Origin of the sequence: Cellulomonas bogoriensis 69B4 = DSM 16987, from assembly GCF_000767165.1 — a bacterium.
GTDB lineage: Bacteria > Actinomycetota > Actinomycetes > Actinomycetales > Cellulomonadaceae > Actinotalea > Actinotalea bogoriensis.
The window spans coordinates 1-17429 of sequence record NZ_AXCZ01000045.1 but is presented as its reverse complement, the minus strand read 5'-3'; the positions used below and the strand labels follow the sequence as shown (position 1 = coordinate 17429).

21 protein-coding genes are annotated in these 17429 nt (G+C 72.7%); 5 read left to right on the top strand and 16 right to left on the bottom strand.

Annotation, left to right across the window (positions count from 1 at the left end; genetic code table 11):
- Positions 1-1178 (bottom strand): ABC transporter ATP-binding protein (locus N869_RS06310; protein WP_232229631.1); only part of this gene is annotated, 1178 nt, incomplete at its 3' end.
- A 112-nt stretch (positions 1179-1290) separates the two neighbouring features.
- Positions 1291-1803, bottom strand: coding sequence for a GNAT family N-acetyltransferase (locus tag N869_RS06305; protein ID WP_035059327.1), 513 nt, complete (start codon positions 1801-1803; stop codon positions 1291-1293).
- Between the two features lie 62 nt (positions 1804-1865).
- Between N869_RS06305 and N869_RS06300 the strand changes: the two genes are divergently transcribed.
- On the top strand, positions 1866-2114 hold the full coding sequence (locus N869_RS06300; RefSeq protein ID WP_035059325.1) for a hypothetical protein: 249 nt from the start codon (positions 1866-1868) through the stop codon (positions 2112-2114).
- A 109-nt stretch (positions 2115-2223) separates the two neighbouring features.
- On the top strand, positions 2224-2571 hold the full coding sequence (locus N869_RS06295; RefSeq protein WP_035059323.1) for a hypothetical protein: 348 nt from the start codon (positions 2224-2226) through the stop codon (positions 2569-2571).
- A 44-nt stretch (positions 2572-2615) separates the two neighbouring features.
- Here N869_RS06295 and N869_RS06290 read toward each other — a convergent pair whose 3' ends face one another.
- From N869_RS06290 to N869_RS06255, 8 genes are all read right to left on the bottom strand, one after another.
- Positions 2616-3194 (bottom strand): MerR family transcriptional regulator, encoded by a 579-nt coding sequence (locus N869_RS06290; protein ID WP_035059321.1) that lies wholly within the window; start codon positions 3192-3194, stop codon positions 2616-2618.
- A 156-nt stretch (positions 3195-3350) separates the two neighbouring features.
- Positions 3351-3857 carry a bifunctional nuclease family protein gene (locus tag N869_RS06285; protein WP_035059319.1) on the bottom strand — a complete coding sequence of 169 codons (507 nt, stop codon included), beginning with the start codon at positions 3855-3857 and terminating at the stop codon, positions 3351-3353.
- Positions 3858-3905: 48 nt separating this feature from the next.
- Positions 3906-4562 (bottom strand): transcriptional regulator FtsR, encoded by a 657-nt coding sequence (ftsR, locus tag N869_RS06280; protein WP_035059345.1) that lies wholly within the window; start codon positions 4560-4562, stop codon positions 3906-3908.
- A gap of 122 nt (positions 4563-4684) precedes the next feature.
- Complete coding sequence (locus N869_RS06275) at positions 4685-5185, bottom strand: FHA domain-containing protein (protein WP_052105152.1); 501 nt, start codon at positions 5183-5185, stop codon at positions 4685-4687.
- Between the two features lie 82 nt (positions 5186-5267).
- Entirely contained in the window at positions 5268-6050 is a 783-nt protein-coding gene (locus N869_RS06270) for a DUF881 domain-containing protein (protein WP_052105151.1), read from the bottom strand.
- 2 nt (positions 6051-6052) lie between these two features.
- Complete coding sequence (locus N869_RS06265; protein WP_035059317.1) at positions 6053-6385, bottom strand: small basic family protein; 333 nt, start codon at positions 6383-6385, stop codon at positions 6053-6055.
- The gene (locus N869_RS06260) at positions 6382-7266 is read right to left on the bottom strand and encodes a DUF881 domain-containing protein (RefSeq protein WP_052105150.1); all 885 of its coding nucleotides are present in this window, start codon (positions 7264-7266) and stop codon (positions 6382-6384) included. Before N869_RS06260 ends, N869_RS06265 begins: the two co-directional genes overlap by 4 nt.
- Complete coding sequence (locus N869_RS06255; RefSeq protein WP_232229630.1) at positions 7263-7874, bottom strand: CDP-alcohol phosphatidyltransferase family protein; 612 nt, start codon at positions 7872-7874, stop codon at positions 7263-7265. The genes N869_RS06260 and N869_RS06255 overlap by 4 nt, the downstream gene beginning before the upstream one ends.
- 136 nt (positions 7875-8010) lie before the next feature.
- Here N869_RS06255 and N869_RS06250 point away from each other — a divergent pair, with 136 nt between their 5' ends.
- Complete coding sequence (locus tag N869_RS06250) at positions 8011-9039, top strand: LLM class F420-dependent oxidoreductase (RefSeq protein WP_035059316.1); 1029 nt, start codon at positions 8011-8013, stop codon at positions 9037-9039.
- On the opposite strand, the gene N869_RS06245 is transcribed toward N869_RS06250, so the two are convergent.
- Positions 9010-9993, bottom strand: a complete 984-nt coding sequence (locus tag N869_RS06245) for a TIGR03885 family FMN-dependent LLM class oxidoreductase (RefSeq protein ID WP_035059315.1) — start codon at positions 9991-9993, stop codon at positions 9010-9012. The two genes, N869_RS06250 and N869_RS06245, sit on opposite strands and share 30 nt — an antisense overlap.
- Positions 9994-10079: 86 nt before the next feature.
- Here N869_RS06245 and N869_RS06240 point away from each other — a divergent pair, with 86 nt between their 5' ends.
- Positions 10080-11165, top strand: coding sequence for an App1 family protein (locus tag N869_RS06240; RefSeq protein WP_052105148.1), 1086 nt, complete (start codon positions 10080-10082; stop codon positions 11163-11165).
- Between the two features lie 49 nt (positions 11166-11214).
- On the opposite strand, the gene N869_RS06235 is transcribed toward N869_RS06240, so the two are convergent.
- On the bottom strand, positions 11215-12258 hold the full coding sequence (locus N869_RS06235) for a threonine aldolase family protein (protein WP_035059314.1): 1044 nt from the start codon (positions 12256-12258) through the stop codon (positions 11215-11217).
- Between the two features lie 271 nt (positions 12259-12529).
- Between N869_RS06235 and N869_RS06230 the strand changes: the two genes are divergently transcribed.
- Positions 12530-14365 (top strand): DEAD/DEAH box helicase, encoded by a 1836-nt coding sequence (locus tag N869_RS06230; RefSeq protein WP_084136533.1) that lies wholly within the window; start codon positions 12530-12532, stop codon positions 14363-14365.
- Positions 14366-14372: 7 nt separating this feature from the next.
- Here the strand turns inward: N869_RS06230 and N869_RS06225 are convergent, their stop codons facing one another.
- The 4 genes from N869_RS06225 to N869_RS06210 all read right to left on the bottom strand — a co-directional run bounded on the left by N869_RS06225 (position 14373) and on the right by N869_RS06210 (position 17026).
- A complete protein-coding gene (locus tag N869_RS06225; protein ID WP_232229629.1) occupies positions 14373-15014 on the bottom strand; it encodes a DUF305 domain-containing protein in 642 nt (213 codons plus the stop codon).
- Positions 15011-15652 (bottom strand): DUF3105 domain-containing protein, encoded by a 642-nt coding sequence (locus tag N869_RS06220; RefSeq protein WP_035059329.1) that lies wholly within the window; start codon positions 15650-15652, stop codon positions 15011-15013. Before N869_RS06220 ends, N869_RS06225 begins: the two co-directional genes overlap by 4 nt.
- 83 nt (positions 15653-15735) lie before the next feature.
- A complete protein-coding gene (locus N869_RS06215) occupies positions 15736-16359 on the bottom strand; it encodes a flagellar brake protein (protein ID WP_035059313.1) in 624 nt (207 codons plus the stop codon).
- Between the two features lie 124 nt (positions 16360-16483).
- Entirely contained in the window at positions 16484-17026 is a 543-nt protein-coding gene (locus tag N869_RS06210; RefSeq protein WP_035059312.1) for a cob(I)yrinic acid a,c-diamide adenosyltransferase, read from the bottom strand.
- Positions 17027-17429: the final 403 nt, after the last annotated feature.

The window sequence follows — 17429 nt, the reverse complement described above, 5'->3', positions numbered from 1 at the left end:
GCGTGGGCCAGGCCGGCAGCCGTCGGGAGCACCCCGGAGGCCGCCCACATGCCCGCGCGTCCCACGCGCACCGCCGACCCCTCGGCCGCTGAGGGGCCTGGTGCGGTGAGGCGGTGCGGCGGGGGGTACCGGAACCAGACGTCACGCAGCTCGATCTCGCCGCGCACCTCGGGCAGGGGCACGGCCCCGGCGCGGTCCACGACGGCCGGCCGCAGGTCCAGGTACTCGAAGATGCGCCGGAACAGCGCCAGCGACGTCTGGACGTCCAGCGCCACCCGCATGAGCGAGACCAGGGGCATCAGGAGTCGCGCCTGGAGGGTGGAGAACGCGACCAGGGTCCCGGCGGAGACGGCCACGCCGCCGACGAGCATGTAGCCGGCGGTGACGTACACCAGGGCCGGGGTGATCGCCATGAAGGCCGTGACGACGGCGAAGAACCCTTGACCGGCCATGGCCTGCCTGACCTGCAGGTCGACCTGGCGCTCGTTCTCCTCGCGGTAGCGCGCGACCTCGGTGTCGGCACGGTTGAACACCTTGGACAGCAGGATCCCGGAGACGCTGAGCGACTCCTCGGTGATCGCGGTCATGTCCGACAGCGACTCCTGGGCCCGCCGCGCCAGCTCCTGCCGGCGGGCACCGACACGTCGTTGGAGCACCAGGAAGACCGGCAGCAGCGCGACCGAGACCAGTGTGAGCTGCCACGACAGCAGGAGCATCGCGATCAACGAGGCCAGCACGGTGACGGTGTTCGACAGGATGCCTGAGGCGGTCGTGGTCAGGACCGACCTGACCCCGCCCACGTCGTTGGCCAGGCGCGACTGGATCGTGCCCGTGCGTGTGGAGGTGAAGAACGCCAGCTCCATGCGCTGCAGGTGCTCGAACAGCTGTTCGCGCAGCTGGGCCATGGCCCGGTTGCCGACGGTGGTCGTCAGGTACGTCTGGACGATCCCGACGAGTGCCTGGACCAGCGGCACGGCGACCATGGCGGCAGCCAGCCAGCCCAGCAGCGTCAGGTCGACGCCGGTGCCGTCGGCCGGGAACAGCGCCCGGTCGAAGACGGCCTGGGTCAGGAACGGCGTGATGATGCCCAGGGCCGAGCCCACGACGATCGTCAGCGCCACTCCGGTCAGTGCGCGGCGGTGGGGCGACAGCAGGCCGGCGATCCGGCGCAGCAGCACACCGGTGTCCGCAGGCGCCGTCCGAGCAGGAGCCGAACCCCTTCTCACACCCGCTCACCCGTAACGCCGATAATGCACATTATGTCAGAACACGTGGGCTGTGGGGCCTGTGTCATCCTCGCGCCCCTCCCTCGACGCTCACGGACCACCGCTCCTCCACGCGAGTCGCATCGCGAGGGTCCGTCGCCGTGGTGCCGGTGACGGTCATGCCGACCGTGCGCAACGTCCGCGCAGCGGCCTCGTCACCGACCAGGCTCCAGGCGGTCACCGTCGACGCGCCGTCGTCCACGGCGGCCTCGACGGCGGCGTCCACCAGTCGGGTCGCCACGCCACGGCGTCGCACGTGCGGCGCGACCCACAACCCGTGCAGGTGACGCTCGTGCGCCGGTGCGCCCGGCTCCTGGACCAGGCCGGCCAGTGCGACGTCCTGCCCGTCCACCGCACCGACGAACCACCACCCGCCCCGCAGCCGCAGCCGCCAGTGCCTCTCGGTGAAGCCCTGCTCCCGCTCGATCGACGCCCCGAACGCACGTTGGTCGCGCTCCAGGGCTGCGAGACGTAGCCGTGCCGACGTCGCCCAGTCGTCCTCGCCCAGCCGCCGCACGGCGGTCGCGGTGTCGCTCATCGCCCCATCATGCCTCCAGCAGGATGCAGCGGGTCACCCGCGCCACGTGGCAGACTCGGGGCATGAGCGGCACTCCCCCGCCCGAGCGCGGGTCGACCTCGTTGACCGAACGGTGGTGGTGGACGGCCGTCGTGCCCATCGCACTCGGCCTGGTGGTCGTCGTCTACCAGCTCTCGGCCATGCTCCGCGGTGAGGGCGTCTGGTTGAACACGGTGATCCTGGTCCTGGGCGGTGCTTCCGTGGGCTGGGGGCTGCTGCTCCTCTCCCGGGCCTGGCAGGTCGAGCAGGAGCGTCGGGCCCGCGACCGCTGAGCGCACTCCCCCGCTCGCTGTGCGAGCCGTGCCGTCCCGCTCGCTGTGCGAGCCGCCAGCATCCGTCCTAGCGTCGATGAGCACCTGACCGACGACGTGAGGAGCCGACATGGCTGAGGACGTGCCCACGAGGGACGAGCTGCCCCTGCCCGACTACGACCACCTTCCGGTCACCGGGCTCGCGCACCGCATCCGGTCCCTGGACCGGTCCCAGATCGACGTCCTGACCGCCTTCGAGCGCGCCCACGGCAACAGGACCCCCGTGCTGGAGGTCCTGCGCGTCCGCGGCGAGGAGCTGGACCAGGGCGCCACGCCCTCCCAGGGCGACCCCACCGGTCACGCCCCCGACCTCGCTCCCCCGCCGTCGGGGTCGTCAGCGGTCAGCCCGGCCACCGCACCGGCGCCCGACATCCCGCCGACGGAGTCGGACGCAGCGAAGCCGCCCATGCGCGGCTGAGGGGCCGCTGAGAAGCAGAGCCGGAGACCGGCGGTGCTGCGCCGTCAGCCGGCGGTACGTGCCTGGCGGCGCAGTGCCAGCTCGTCGGTCTCCTCGGCCGAGGTGCCCTCGGCACGTTCGGTCGGCAGCGTGGCCAAGGTGCCCTCGACCTCTCGCCAGACCCGCCCCACGGCGATCCCGAACACTCCCTGACCGCCCTGGACCAGGTCGATGACCTCGTCCGCCGAGGTGCACTCGTACACGCTGGCCCCGTCGCTCATCAGCGTGATCTGGGCCAGGTCCTCGACCCCGCGCTCACGCAGGTGACCGACAGCGGTCCGGATCTGCTGGAGCGACACGCCGGTGTCCAGGAGACGCTTGACGATCTTCAGCACCAGGATGTCGCGAAAGCTGTACAGGCGATGGGTCCCGGACCCCGTCGCCGGGCGCACGGTCGGCTCGACCAGGCCCGTCCTGGCCCAGTAGTCCAGCTGACGGTAGGTGATCCCTGCGGCCCGGCAGGCCGTGGGCCCGCGGTAGCCCTGCGTGGTGTCCAGGTCGGGCAGCTCGTCGCCGAAGAGCAGCCCCTGGGCACGCTGAGGGACACCGACCGAGTCCCTGGCGGTCTCACCGGTTCCACTCACGGGCGTCTCCCCTCGTGCGTCCTCGGACGTGGCGCACCGCTTCTGGACAGGGGCTCCGCAGGACGTTCACCGGTCACGCTAGGCGGGCCGGTAGGGAGCGTCAACGACGTCGTCGGCGAGTTGCCCGACGTGTCCGCAGGGATCCCCCGCACGGCCTCACCCCCGCCCCTCGTCGCCCGGCCCGGTCTGGAAGTCGTCCGGGGTGACGGTGTCCAGGAACGACCGGAACTGCGCCACCTGCTTCTCCGGCTCGGGCTGCTCGACGTCCAGACCTGCGATGTCCAGCACCTCCCTCGCGCAGACCACCGGGCACGGAACCCGCACGGCCACTGCCACCGCGTCCGAGGCACGGGAGTCCACGACCGTCCCGTCGTCCAGGACCAGGGAGGCGTGGAAGACCCCGTCGACGAGGGAGTGGATCTCCACGCGGTCGGCGGTGCGCCCCGTGGCCTCCAGCACGGAGACCAGCAGGTCGTGGGTCATCGGGCGCGGCCCGAGTACCCCGGCCTGCGCGGTCGCGATGGCTGAGCCCTCGGCGACTCCGACGACCACGGGCAGCAGGCGTCGGCCCTCCACGTCCAGCAGGAGGACCACGACCTGATCCCCCGGTCCTTGCCGCCGGACGCCGAGCACCTCGACCTGGACACGGTCCTCCTGGCGCATGCGCCCACGGTACGGCCGCAGGCGCGGTCCGGCACCCGGTGCGCGTGATCAGGTGAGGTGGGCCGTACCGGAACGGATCAGCGCGGTGTGCAGGCGGCCGCAGAGCTCCCCCAGCTCAGCGGCCACGCACGCCGCGCGTTCCTGGGCAGCGCCCGAACGCTGCCCCCGCAACGGCGCCACGACCTGTTCCACGACGTCGATCTGGCGGTCGGCGGCGGCTCTGAAGGACCGCAGGTGTCGCGCGTCGATCCCGTGCTCGGCCAGGACCGAGGCGACGTCGACCACCTCCCCTGCCCACGCGTCCAGCGCGCCCTGGGGTCCGGGTCGGAGGATCCCGGCCTCGACGAGCTCGTGCACGAACGCCTCAGGGACGTTCCGGTGTGCCGCGACCGAGCTGATCGTCGCCCGTGGTGCCTCGTGCGCCTGGGCCTCGTGCAGCGCACGCCTCGGCACCAGTGGCTCGATCTCGTCCCCGTGGTCCAGGGCGTCGAGCTGCTCGGCGATGACCTTCAGCGGGAGGTACTGGTCGCGTTGGAGCCTGAGGACGTGGCGCAGCCGCTCGACGTCCGCGGGGCTGTACTGCCTGTACCCGGCACCGCTGCGAGCGGGCTCGACCAGGCCCTGCTCCTCCAGGAAGCGAAGCTTGGACGGGGTGACCGTGGGGAAGTCGCCACGCAGGGCCGTGAGCACGTCCGAGATGCGCATCGAAGGCGTACGGGAGACGCCCCGCGGCCAGCACCCCGGGCCGCTGTGCTCTGCCGAGGCCTCCGTCGCGATCCCGTACCCGTCGGACCGCGCGACACCTGGTTGCGATCCGGCGGCCGAGGTCACGACCCGACGTCCTGCGAGGCCTCGGTGGTCCCCACGCCGGCGGAGTCACGGGCAGGACTCGGGTGGAACGTCATCCGGAACTTGCCCACCTGGACCTCGTCACCGGCGCGCAGCAGCGCCTGCTCGATCCTCGTGCGGTTGACGTACGTCCCGTTCAGGGAGCCGACGTCGCGCACGACGAACCCGTCGGCCTCCCGCACGAACTCGACGTGCTTGCGTGACACGGTGACGTCGTCGAGGAAGATGTCGGCAGCAGGGCTGCGGCCGGCGACGGTGCGCTCGGCGTCGAGGAGGAACCGGGCCCCCACGCTCGGGCCGCGCTGCATGATCAGCAGTGCGGAGGTCGCGGGCAGCGCTGCGACGGCAGCCTGCTCCTCGGGGCTGAGACCGACCGGAACCGGGCGCTCCTGCTCGACCGCGCCGATCACGCCCTCGCCGAAGCTCATGGTGGTGTCGGTGGCGGCCCACCCCTGCTCCGACGCGTTGCTTCCGGTCATTGTTCCTCCTCGGCGTCAGGGACGGGCACCGCTGCTGGTTCTGGGGACAGCCTATGCGGGGGCGAGGCCCGGCGGCAGGTTTTCATCCGCCGTCCGGGCTCGGGACCGGACGTGCGTGCTCCGGCGGTGACAAGGTACGGGTGGCCTCGACCTCGACCAGCTCGGCGGCGGTCAGGTCGCTGACACCACCTGCGTTGCGGACCTGGGCCAGGGCGCCACCCGGCATGTTCAGCGCGGGGACGATCGTGTCGGGGTTGCCGATCGCGCGCCAACGGTACGGCGGTGAGATCAGCCGACCGTCGACCTCGACCCCGTCGACGGTGTCCACGAAGTAGGTCGAGGCCGTCAGCCGTAGCTCCTGGAGCTGGACGGCCTCAGCCCCGGCGTTCCGCAGCTCTTCGAGGATGTTGTAGAGGACGAGCGCGGGGATGGGCTCCTGCTCCTGGATCACCAGCTCGACCCCTGACCCCTCGGCCGGGAGCTGCCCGGCGAGGATCCCCTGGACAGCGGCGCGCTGTTCGGCGGCTTCGCGTGCGGCGCGCTCGGTGTCGGTGCCGGTGGCGAGCTCGGCGCGTTGAGCGCGGAGCGAGGCCAGCTGCTCCTCCAGGTCTGCCGACCGCTGGGTGACCTCGTCGAGGATCCGCACCAGCTCGTCCTGGCGCAGGCTCGACAGCCCACCGGTGCGGTTCTGCTGGACCTGGACCACGATCGCGAAGCCGAGCAGGGCGCACAGCAGGCCGGCCAACGCCTGGGCCCTGGTCGGCCGCAGCGCCAGGGCCCGCCACACCGTCCTCCACGACGCCGACACCGGTCGTGGCTCGACCCGCTCGGCGTCGGGGGGCTCGTCCTTGGCGTGCTCGGCCACGGTCAGGCCCGGAAGAGGTGACGTCGGATGGCCGCGGCGTTGGAGAAGATCCGGATCCCCAGGACCACCACCACGGCGGTGGACAGCTGCGTACCGACGCCCAGCTGGTCACCCAGGAACACGATCAGGGCGGCGACGACCACGTTGGACAGGAACGAGACGAGGAACACGCGGTCGTCGAACGTCCCGTCGAGCAGGGCCCGCAGCCCGCCGAACAATGCGTCGAGTGCCGCGACCACGGCGATCGGCAGGTACGGCTGCAGGGCCGACGGCACCGTCGGCTCCAGGAAGATGCCGATCAGGGCGCCGACGAGAAGTCCGATGACAGCGATCATGACGTCCTTTCGTCCGCCTCAGACGATGTCACACCGTCATCGTCGAGCGGAATCCGCGCATGTCGGAGCTCGCTGGTGCCCGCTCCTGGAAGGACGAGGTCGCGTCCGCTGCGGACCGAGCTCGTGATCCCGTAGGTGTTGGACAGGGTCGACAGGTGACTGGGCGCCGCAGAGCGGCCGAAGGCCGGCTGCATGCGCCGGGGGTCTCCGATCGCCTCGACCCGGTAGGGGGCGATCAAGGGCTGGAGGTCCACCAGGATCGCCTCGCCCGCTCCGCGGATCGCGCTCACCGAGGTGAGCCTCTGGCCGTTGATGGCGACGGCCTCAGCCCCGGCCGCCCACAGCGCGTTCGTCACGATCTGCAGGTCGATGTCCTGCACGCGGGAGGCCGGCGAGCTACGCCCGTCGGCGGGGGGCGCGTCGTCGAGCTCGACCACGACCCCGTCGCCCTGGACCGCCACGGCACCGGAGATCAGCTCGATCTGCTCCAACGCCTCCACCAGTGCGGGGTCCCCGGCGCCGAGCGCCTCGTTCTGGAGCTCGCGGATCTCGGCCGCGAGCACCGCGGTCTCCGCGCGCAGCGCCTCCACCAGCTCGGTGCGGTCCACGATCTGCTCCTGCAGCAGGTTGTGCCCTTCGGTCGCTGCCGGCTGGGGGGCTCGCAGGGACCCCACCGCCACCGCGGTCAGCAGGCCGAGGGCCAGGGCGAGGGCCAGGTGGACCGCAGCACGTCGGGTGCGTCCCGGCCCCGTCGAGGGTCCTCGGCCCGGTCGCGGCGAGGTGTCGACCGGCCGGTACATCACGCCGTCGAGGATCTGCATCGACGCGTCCGGCGTCGGGGCCGCGTGCTGCCCCGGTCGTCTGCGGTCCGGTCCGCTCACGCGCGTCTCCGGCGGCGCACGACCTCACCGAACCCCTGCCGCAGGTAGATCATCGCGGCGAGCCAGTACAGGCCTACCCCCCACCACGCGAACGCCCAGCCGATCACCCCGGCGGTGTCGCCCACCGCACCCGCCCACTGGGCCAGCAGCAGCAGGGGGAAGGCGTAGAGGAGCGCGAACGTGCCGGCCTTGCCGACGAAGTGCACCGGCAGCGGGCCGACGTGGCTGAAGGTGAGCACCAGAAGGACCAGCGCCAGCAGGAGGTCCCGACCCACGACGGCGAGCACGAGCCACAGCGGGACGACGTCACGGACAGTCAGCACGACCAGGGTGACCAGGATGAACAGGCGGTCGGCGGAGGGGTCGAGCAGCTCCCCGAGCCGGGATCGCTGGTCCAGGCGCCGGGCGAGGACACCGTCCAGCCAGTCGGACGCACCGGCGACGGCGAGCACCGCCAGCGCCCACAGGTCCTGGCCGGCCAGGGCGAGCCACGCGAAGACCGGCACCAGTGCCAGCCGTGAGGCGCTGATCAGGTTGGGCAGCGTCAGGACCCGCTCAGGTGCCGGCCCCGTCGGGGCGGTACGTCCGGGTGTGCCCACCTCTGTCACTGATCCTCCGCGCTCGTTGCCCCTGCTCAGCACCGATCCTACGGGCGGGCCCGGGCGCGGGGGGCCGACGGTCGCGCCCACGGCGAGGCGAGGGTGCGATGCTGGCTCCCGGCAGTGTCGCCGACAGGAGGTCGTCATGCGCGTGGGTCTGCACCTGGGGTACTGGGGCTCCGGTCCCCCACCGGACGCCGAGCGCCAGGTCGCGACGGTGGAGGACCTGGGCCTGGACTCGGTGTGGACGGCCGAGGCCTACGGGTCCGACGCCCTGACCCCGCTCGCGTGGTGGGGATCCCGGACCCGCCGGCTGCGGCTCGGGACAGCCGTCGTGCAGATGGCAGCCCGGACGCCCACGGCGACGGCCATGGCGGCCATGACCATGGACCACCTGTCCGGAGGGCGGTTCGTCCTGGGTCTCGGGGTCTCCGGCCCGCAGGTCGTGGAGGGGTGGTACGGCAGCGCCTACCCCCGCCCCCTGGCCCGGACCAGGGAGTACGTGGACGTGGTCCGGCAGGTCCTGCGCCGCGAGGAGCCCGTCACCTCGGCGGGCCGGTTCGTCCAGCTGCCCTACCCCGGGGGTACGGGTCTGGGGCGGCCGCTCCGCTCGACGGTGCGTCCGTTGCGGGCGGACCTCCCGATCCACCTCGCTGCCCAGGGCCCGCGCAACGTGGCGCTCGCCGCTGAGATCGCCGAGGGGTGGTTGCCGCTGCTGGTGGCCCCTCGCCTGGACCACACGTACCGGCAGTGGCTCGCCGACGGCTTCGCGCGGCGCGACCCGCGACTGCCGGGGCAGGACCGGTTCGAGGTGGCGGCGACGGTCCCGGTGGTCGTGCACGACGACGTGGAGACGGCCGCCGACGCGGTCCGGCCCTTCATCGCCCTGTACGTGGGTGGGATGGGGGCCCGCTCGGCGAACTTCCACCGTGAGGCCGTCGAGCGGCTGGGCTACGAGCAGGCCGCGGCACGGGTGGCCGACCTGTACGCCGCGGGGCGCCGTGAGGAGGCCGCGGCCGCGGTCCCGGTGGAGCTCGTGGACGAGGTCGCGCTGGTCGGGCCCCGGGAACGCATCGCGGAGCGGGTGTCCACCTGGCGCGGCACCGTGGTGACGACCCTGCTGGTGCAGGGCGACGAGGTCGCGCTACGGGCGGTCGCCGACGGTCTCGGGTGAGGTCAGCTGCGGCAGGACGTGGGCGCCGAAGGTGTCGATGAAGTCGTCCTGCTCCACGCCCACGTGGTGCAGGTACACCTCGTCGAAGCCGAGGTCGATGAGCTCACCGAGGCGCTCGACGTGCTCCTCGGTGCTGTCGGCGATCACGACGGCCTCGTGCACGTCCTCCAGGCGGACGTGCCCGGCGGCGACGTCGAAGTGCTCGGGCGTCTCCAGGTCCCAGCAGACCGGCGGGTCGAACACGTTGGTGCGCCACTGGTCCATCGCGATCCGCTCGGCCGTCGCACGGTCGCGGTGCCAGGACAGGTGCACCTGCAGCACCGCCGGCCCGGTCCCGCCGGCCTCCCGGTAGCCCTCGAGCAGCTCCACCAGGGAGGCGCGGTCCTGGTTGATCGTGACGATCCCGTCCGCCCACCCGGCCAGACGGCGGGCGGTGGCGGCGGTGACCGCCGGCCCGATCAGAGGTGGCGGCGTCTCGGGGCGGGTCCAGAGCCGGGCCCGGTCCACCGTCACCAGGCCGTCGTGACTGACCTCGTGGCCGTCCAGGAGTCGGCGGATGACGTCCACGCACTCCTCCAGGCGCGCGTCGCGGACGTCCTTGGGAGGCCAGCGTTCGCCGGTGATGTGCTCGTTCATGTTCTCCCCCGAGCCGAGCGCCGCCCAGAACCGGCCCGGGAACATGGCGCCCAGGGTGCCGATCGCCTGGGCCACGACGGCGGGGTGGTATCGCTGGCCCGGGGCGTTGACCACGCCGAACCGCATCTCGGTGGTGGCCAGTGCCGCGCCGAGCCAGGACCAGGCGAAGCCGGACTGGCCCTGCCGTTCGCTCCAGGGGGCGACGTGGTCCGAGCACATGGCGGCACCGAAGCCGGCCTCCTCGGCCCGGCGCACGGCACGGAGCAGGTCGCGGGGGTGCACCTGCTCGTGGGAGGCGTGGAAGCCGATGGTGGTCACGAGCCCTTCCTACCCGGCGGTGGCGCGCGCCGCAGGTCGGGGCGGCGTCGCGCGCCGTTCACCAGGGCCTGCCAGACTCGGGCGTCGTGGACGACGCGGAGCAGGGCGTGAGCGAGGAGCAGCGCAGCAGCAGGCCCCACGGTGCGGCCCGCCTGGAGGACCGGGCGATGCGGACGGTGACCCGGCGGCTGCGCCGGCGTGGGTGGGAGCCCCGGGTCGAGGCGTACACCGGGTACGGGACGAACGGGTGGGTGCGGGTGCTGGGCCGCACCCTGCTCGCCTCACCCCGGACCACGTCGGCACAGGTGTCCGAGCGCGACGCAGGATCTGCGCGACGTGCGGTCCGGGGGTGGCGCAGCTTCGTCACCGCCCAGGTGGCGCACGCCGAGGTCGAGGTGACCGTCGGTGACGTCACGCACGTGGTGCGGGCGGACCGCGGCGGGTACGTGGACGCGGTCCTGCCCGCGGACCTGGCACCCGGGTGGCACCAGATCGGTCTGGGCGCGGGTGCGGGTCGCACCACCGCGCCGGTGCTGGTGGTGGGGCCTGAGCCGACGACCGCGCTGCTGAGCGACATCGACGACACGGTGATGGTGACCGCACTCCCCCGTCCGCTGCTGGCGGCCTGGAACAGCCTGGTCCTGCACGAGAGCGCCCGACGGGTGGTCCCGGGCATGGCGCACCTGTACCGGCGGTGGCAGGCTGCGAACCCGGACGGGCCGACGTTCTACCTGTCCACGGGTGCGTGGAACGTGGCGCCCGCGCTGCGGCGCTTCCTGCAGCGCAGCGGCTACCCGGCCGGTCCCCTGCTGCTGACCGACTGGGGCCCGACGAACACGGGGTGGTTCCGCTCCGGGCAGGACCACAAGCGTCAGGCCCTGAGGCGCCTGATGCGTGAGCTGCCGCAGGTGCGGTGGGTCCTGGTCGGGGACGACGGTCAGCACGACCCGGCGATCTACCGTGACACCGCCCTGGAGCACCCCGGTCGGGTGCAGGTGATCGCGGTGCGTCAGCTGACGCCGGCCGAGCAGGTGCTCGCGCACGGGACCCCGGCGCCGTTCGAGGAAGCCCCGCGGGTGCCGTGGGAGGGCGGGCCGCTGGTGGTGCACGGCGGCGACGGGAACGCCCTGGCCCTGAGGCTGATCGATGCGGGGGTCCTGCCGACCGGGTGACGTCGCCCGTTCCCGCCCCGACGGCGGCCAGGGCGACGGGACGGTGAGGTCAGGCCGTCTCGGCGACGGCCCGGGCGAACGCGTCGACGTCCTCGGGCGTGGTGTCGAAGGAGCACATCCAGCGCACGACGCCCCTGGGACGGTCCCAGTCGTAGAAGTGGGCGTGCTCGCGCAGGCGGTCGGCGTGACCCGGCTGCAGGGCGGCGAACACCGCGTTCGCCTGGACGGGGTGGACGACCTCGACCCCGGGCACGTCCGTGACGGCGTCGGCGAGGCGCAGGGCCATGGAGTTGGCGTGGCTCGCGGACCGCAGCCACAGGTCGTCCTCGAGCAGGGTCAGGAGCTGGGCGGAGACGAAGCGCATCTTCGAGCCGAGCTGCATCGAGGTCTTGCGCAGGTAGCGCAGACCCTGCGCGGCGTCGGGGTCGAGCACGACGACGGCCTCGGCCCCGAGGGTGCCGTTCTTGGTGCCACCCAGGGACAGCACGTCGACACCGGCGGTCGGTGCGGCGAGGTCCGTCCCGAGGGTCGCGGCCGCGTTGGCCAGGCGAGCGCCGTCGACGTGCACACGCATCCCGAGAGCGTGCGCGTGGTCGCACAGGGCGCGCAGCTCGTCCAGGGTGTAGCAGGTGCCCAGCTCGGTGGTCTGGGTGAGCGACAGGACCAGGGGCTGGGCGCGGTGCTCGTCGCCCCACCCCCACGCCTGGCGGTCCACGAGCTCGGGGGTGAGCTTCCCGTCGGGGGTGGGGACCGTGAGGAGCTTGATGCCGCCGACCCTCTCCGGGGCGCCGTTCTCGTCGGTGTTGACGTGGGCCGTCTCGGCGCACACGACGGCCCCCCACCGAGGGAGCATGGCCTGGAGCGCCAGGACGTTGGCACCGGTGCCGTTGAACACCGGGTACACCTCGACCGGTCCTCCGAGCAGCTCCCCGACCATCTCGGTCAGGCGCGCGGTGTAGGCATCGGCGCCGTAGGCGGGCTGGTGCCCGCCGTTGGCGGCGGCGACGGCGGCGACGACCTCGGGGTGGGCGCCGGCGTAGTTGTCGGACGCGAAGTCGCGGCGGGTCGGGTCGTGCAGCTGCTGGGGGCTCACGTGCGCATCATCCCAGCCCGCACGCCGACCGGTGAACAAGCCCAGGGAGTTGTACTTATCAAAACCACCCTCTGAGATTGTTCTGGGCGGTAGGTGTGGCGCACGCGTCAGAGCGCCTAGGATCGGCCCACGGAGCTCTTCACCTCATGCCGGACCCGGCACGCAGCCCCACCAGGGCGATGCCGTCGGGCCGCCGAACTCGAGGCCGGGGCCGTGGATCGTCCGCCCCACCGCTCCTGCCCGACGCCCCGCAACACCCTGGAGCCCCTCCGTGGCCAGCACCGTGCCCGGGTCCCCCGAGGACCGACCCACCGCCGTCGACGCCCCCGCTCCGGCGACCGAGCCCGACCTCGTCGACCTCGGCCTGCCCCGTGCCCTGCTCGACGCGGTCCTGGACCTGGGGTTCACCCGGCCCACCCCCATCCAGGCCGAGGCCATCCCCCCGCTGCTCGCAGGTCGGGACCTCACCGGCGTCGCGCAGACCGGCACCGGCAAGACCGCGGCCTTCGGCCTGCCCCTGCTGGCCGCGGTCGACCCCGCGGTCGGGGAGGTGCAGGCCCTGGTCCTCACCCCCACCCGCGAGCTCGCGATGCAGGTGGCAGAGGCGCTCGAGTCGTTCGCACGCAACCTCCGTGGCCTCACCGTCGTGCCCGTCTACGGCGGGGCACCGTTCCTCCCCCAACAACGCGCCCTGGCCCGGGGTGCCCAGGTCGTCGTCGGGACTCCCGGGCGCGTGATCGACCACCTCGACAGGCGCACGCTGAAGCTGGACGCCGTCAGGTTCCTCGTCCTGGACGAGGCCGACGAGATGCTCCGCATGGGTTTCGCCGAGGACGTGGAGTCCATCGTCTCCCGTGCACCCGCCGAACGGCAGGTCGCGCTGTTCTCGGCGACCATGCCGCCGCCGATCGTGCGGGTCGCCGCGCAGCACCTCACCGACCCCGTCCGCGTCGAGGTCAGCCGGCAGTCCTCGACCGTCGCGAACGTCCGCCAGACCTTCGCCGTCGTCCCTCATCGCCACAAGACGGGTGCCCTCGCGCGCGTGCTGGCCGTCACCGACGCCCCCGCGACCATCGTGTTCACCCGCACCCGGGGAGCGGCCGACGAGGTGGGGGCCGCGCTGGTGGCCAAGGGCCTCTCGGCGGCGACGATCAGCGGGGACGTCGCGCAGAAGGACCGTGAGCGGATCGTGGAGCGGCTGCGCGCTGGGACCCTCGACGTCCTCGTCGCCACCGACGTCGCAGCCCGCGGCCTGGACGTGGACCGCATCGGCCTGGTGGTGAACTTCGACGTGCCCACAGAGCCGGAGTCCTACGTGCACCGGATCGGGCGCACCGGTCGGGCGGGCCGCACGGGACAGGCCATGACGTTCGTCACGCCCCACGAGCAGGGGCGCCTCAGGTCCATCGAGCGGACCATCCGTCAACGCCTGGAAGAGGTCACGGTCCCCACGCCCGCGCAGGTCTCCGAGCACCGGGTCAAGGCCCTGCTCGGCAGGTCCGAGGAGCGGCTCGCTGCGGGACGGCTCGAGATGTACCGCGAGCTCGTCGAGCGTCACGTCGCCGAGCACGACGTCACCCTGCTGGACGTGACGGCGACGTTGGCCGCACTGGCCGTGGGCGACGACGGGCCGGGCTCCCGCGCCGAGGAGATCGAGCCCACCGCGCTCCAGCAGAACCGCGGTGCACGCCGGGGGGACGACGGCCGGATCTCCTTCACCAGCGAGGAGCGGGCCCGCACGGCCGTCCGGCGTGCCGCCACCGGCACCCGCTACCGACTCGCCGTGGGACGCAACCACGGTGCCCGCCCCGAGGCGATCGTCGGTGCGATCACCGGTGAAGGTGGGCTGCGGGGCAAGGACCTCGGGAAGATCGAGATCTTCGCCAGCTTCAGCCTCGTGGAGATCACCGCCGACCTGACCCCCGAGGCGTTCCGCAGGATCGGCGGCGCGAAGGTCGCCGGGCGTGCGCTGCGCATCCAGGTCGACCAGGGCCCACGGGCCAGGACAGCAGCACGCACCACGGCCCACCCTGGCACCCATCACCGTAGCGGCCGACCCACAACTGCGCCGCAGCGACGCCCGCGGCGCAGCGACCACGAGGGCTGAGAAGGGGTCACAGGCCCTCGGGCGGGCCCCCACGTTCGTCCAGCAGCATTCGAAGGACGTCGATCTCCGCGGTCTGCCCCTCGACGATGGAGCTCGCGAGCCGACGGACCTCCGGGCGCTCGCTGAGCTCGAGGACGGCTTCGGCCATCTCGACCCCGCCCTCGTGGTGCGGGATCATCAGTGCCAGGAAGATCCGCTCCGCCTCGACGGCCTCGGCCTGTCGCAGAGCGTCCAGCTGCTCGGGCGTGGCCATGCCGGGCATCTGGGAGAGGCCCTGGACGCTGTGGTGGTCCCCCATCCAGGCCATGATCTCGGTGGAGGCAGGCGGCAACCCCCAGCTGGCCAGCCACCCGAACATCTGCCCCTGCTGCTGGCGCTGGGTCAGCACCATGTCCAGGGCGAGGCTGCGGATCGTCTCGTCCTGGCTCCGGTCCCGGACCAGGGTCGCCATCTGCACGGCCTGGTCGTGGTGGGCGTCCATGTCACGGGCGAACCCCGCCTCGGCCGAGCCCTCCGGAGGTGTGCTCGAGGTGAGCAGCCCGGACGCCAGGAGCATCCCGCCAGCCAGCCCCGCTGCCAGCGCTACGAGGGCCACGGCGACCAGCACCACCCGGGGTGGCCGCGTGCCTGTGCCGGGGGTGCTGCTCACGCCCCGACACCACCGTGGCAGGCCGCACCCGGCTCAGGGGTCTGAGGTCCCTGGATGTAACGGACGATGAACGGCTCGAGGCGCTCGTCGTCGACGCCGTCGAGCTCGACCTGCAGGCCCCAGGCACTGGCCACCACCGGGCTCGCGAGACCCTCGTACGGGCTCACGAGCAGGAACGAGTGCCGGTCCGCGAGCGCCTCGAGGTGGCGCAGGTCGGCCGCGGGGAGCTCGGGGTCGTAGGTCACCCACACGGCACCGTGCTCGAGGGAGTGGACCGCGTGCACGTCGCTGACGGGCTCGTCGTAGAAGCCGCAGTTCTTCCAGATGGCGTTGTGGGGTCCGCCGACGGGTGGGGTCTGCTCGTACTGCATCTGGCCGGTGATGTGCTCACGGTCGAGGTCGGGGAACTCCTGGACGCCCTCGATCGGCTCCTCTGCGGCGGCCAGGACCTCGTTCTGCGCACGCTGCTCGTTGATGATGAGGAACGCTGCGGGCACGATGAGTGCGACCGCGACGGCACCGGCGATCCCGATGATCATCCAGGTGCGTCGCTGCTCGGCCCTGCGCTGCTGGGCCTGGATCTGGGCGATCCGTTCCTTGCGCTCGTCCTTGGGCTTGTGGCGGCTGCCGGCACTCATCCTGCTCCTCCGGGCGTCGTCGGTCCGGGTGAGGGTCACCCCTCCCTCCACGATAACCCGGGTCGGGGCGTGCATTTGAGCGGTCAAGCCATGTCGAGGTGCTGGGCCCGTCGTCGGCGTTGCTCGGACAGGACGAATCTGAACAGCACGTCCTCGTCCCGTTCGCTGATGCGGTCGAACCTGCAGCCGTGTGCCCAGCCGCGGGGGGCCTCGGTGTGACGAAGGACCCGGACCATGAGGTCCAGTGGTGGGGTGGCGACGGGCAGGCGCAGCCGTAGGCGGGTCTCCGGTTCGATCGGGTCGGCGGACATGAGCCGTACCCCGTGGGCGCTGATGTCGACCACGACCACCTGGATCGGCTCCTCGAGCGACTCGGGGACGCCGTCCCGGACGACGTGGGTGACCGGGACCGCGATGGCGGTCGGGACCCTCACCGCGGCACGTTGCTGGACCGAGGCCTGCAACCGCAGGCCGTGCAGCTCGACGCGACCGGCGGCGGCCCACGCCACGGTCGCGTCGTAGGTGCACTGGCCCCGCAGCGCGCTCATGACCTGGACCACGGCCGGGTCGCCGGGTTCGAGCCAACGCCCGGAGAAGTTCTCGGCCTCGACGACGAGTCGGTCGTCCTCGTGCTCGCGCACGAAGCCCTCCGCCAGGAGCTCGCCGGAGTCGGCGTGCACCCGGCAGGGGTCCAGATCGAACGACACGGCTGCCGCCTCCCGAGGTCCGGGCCCGCCTCTACCACGGGCCCCTCGACCATAGTCTCCCGGTTCGTGCCCGCTGCGCGTCCGTGCAGGTGCGCCGCGGGCAAGTTCACCCCGGTGCCGGTGGTCACTCGTGGCTCGGTGGCTCCTCCGCGTCGCCGGCGGCCTCGCGGGCGAGGACGAAGACCAGGTCCGACAGCCTGTTGAGGTAGCGCAGCACGTCGGGGCTGACGGGGTGCAGCTCGGCGGTGGCGACGCTGTGGCGCTCAGCCCGCCTGATGACGGTCCGGGCGTGGTCCAGCGCGGCCGAGAGCGGCGTCGCGCCGGGGACCACGAAGACCGGGCGCAGCGGCCGTCGCGCCACGGCCTGGTCGATCAGGTGCTCCAGTTCTGTGACCATCTCGTCGGTGACGAGCGACACCCCTGGGACCAGGCGGTCCCGGTGGTCGGGGTTGGTGGCGAGGTCTGCGGCCACCACGAACAGCTCGCGCTGGCGGGCCAGGAGCGACTCGTCCAGGGGTGAGGGGGCCTGTGAGCGGGCCAGGCCGAGGACGGCGACCGCCTCGTCCAGGTCGCCGCACGCCTCCATCAGTGCGTCGGACTTGCGGACGCGCCCGCCCAGGAACAGTCCGGTGGTGCCGTCGTCCCCGGCCTTGGTGTAGATGCGCACTGGTACCTCCAGGTGGTGAGGGGTGTGCTCGGGGCACGGGCCCGACCCAAGCGGACCGCGTGGTCGGGGGCAACCCGAGGTGTCGGTGAGGCGGTACCGTGGGCGGGTCGCGCCCACCGCGGCACTTCTCGTGTACGTCCTGCCAGCAGGGGAAGCCGGTCCGAGTCCGGCGCTGACCCGCAACCGTAGGTCGGGATCCCCGACGAGCCGGAGCACCTGCGGCAGGCGAGAGGCTCCAACCCGTCGAGGCTACGGGACGGAGCCCGGGTCGCCGGCCCTTGGGGTCGCCGCGCCCGGGTCCCGTCGCGGACCGCTCAGAGAGTGAGGCACCGTGTCCCCCCTCCCCCGCACGTCACCCGTGACGACTCCCACCCGCCGGGCCGGCCGGGCCGCCGCGGTGGTG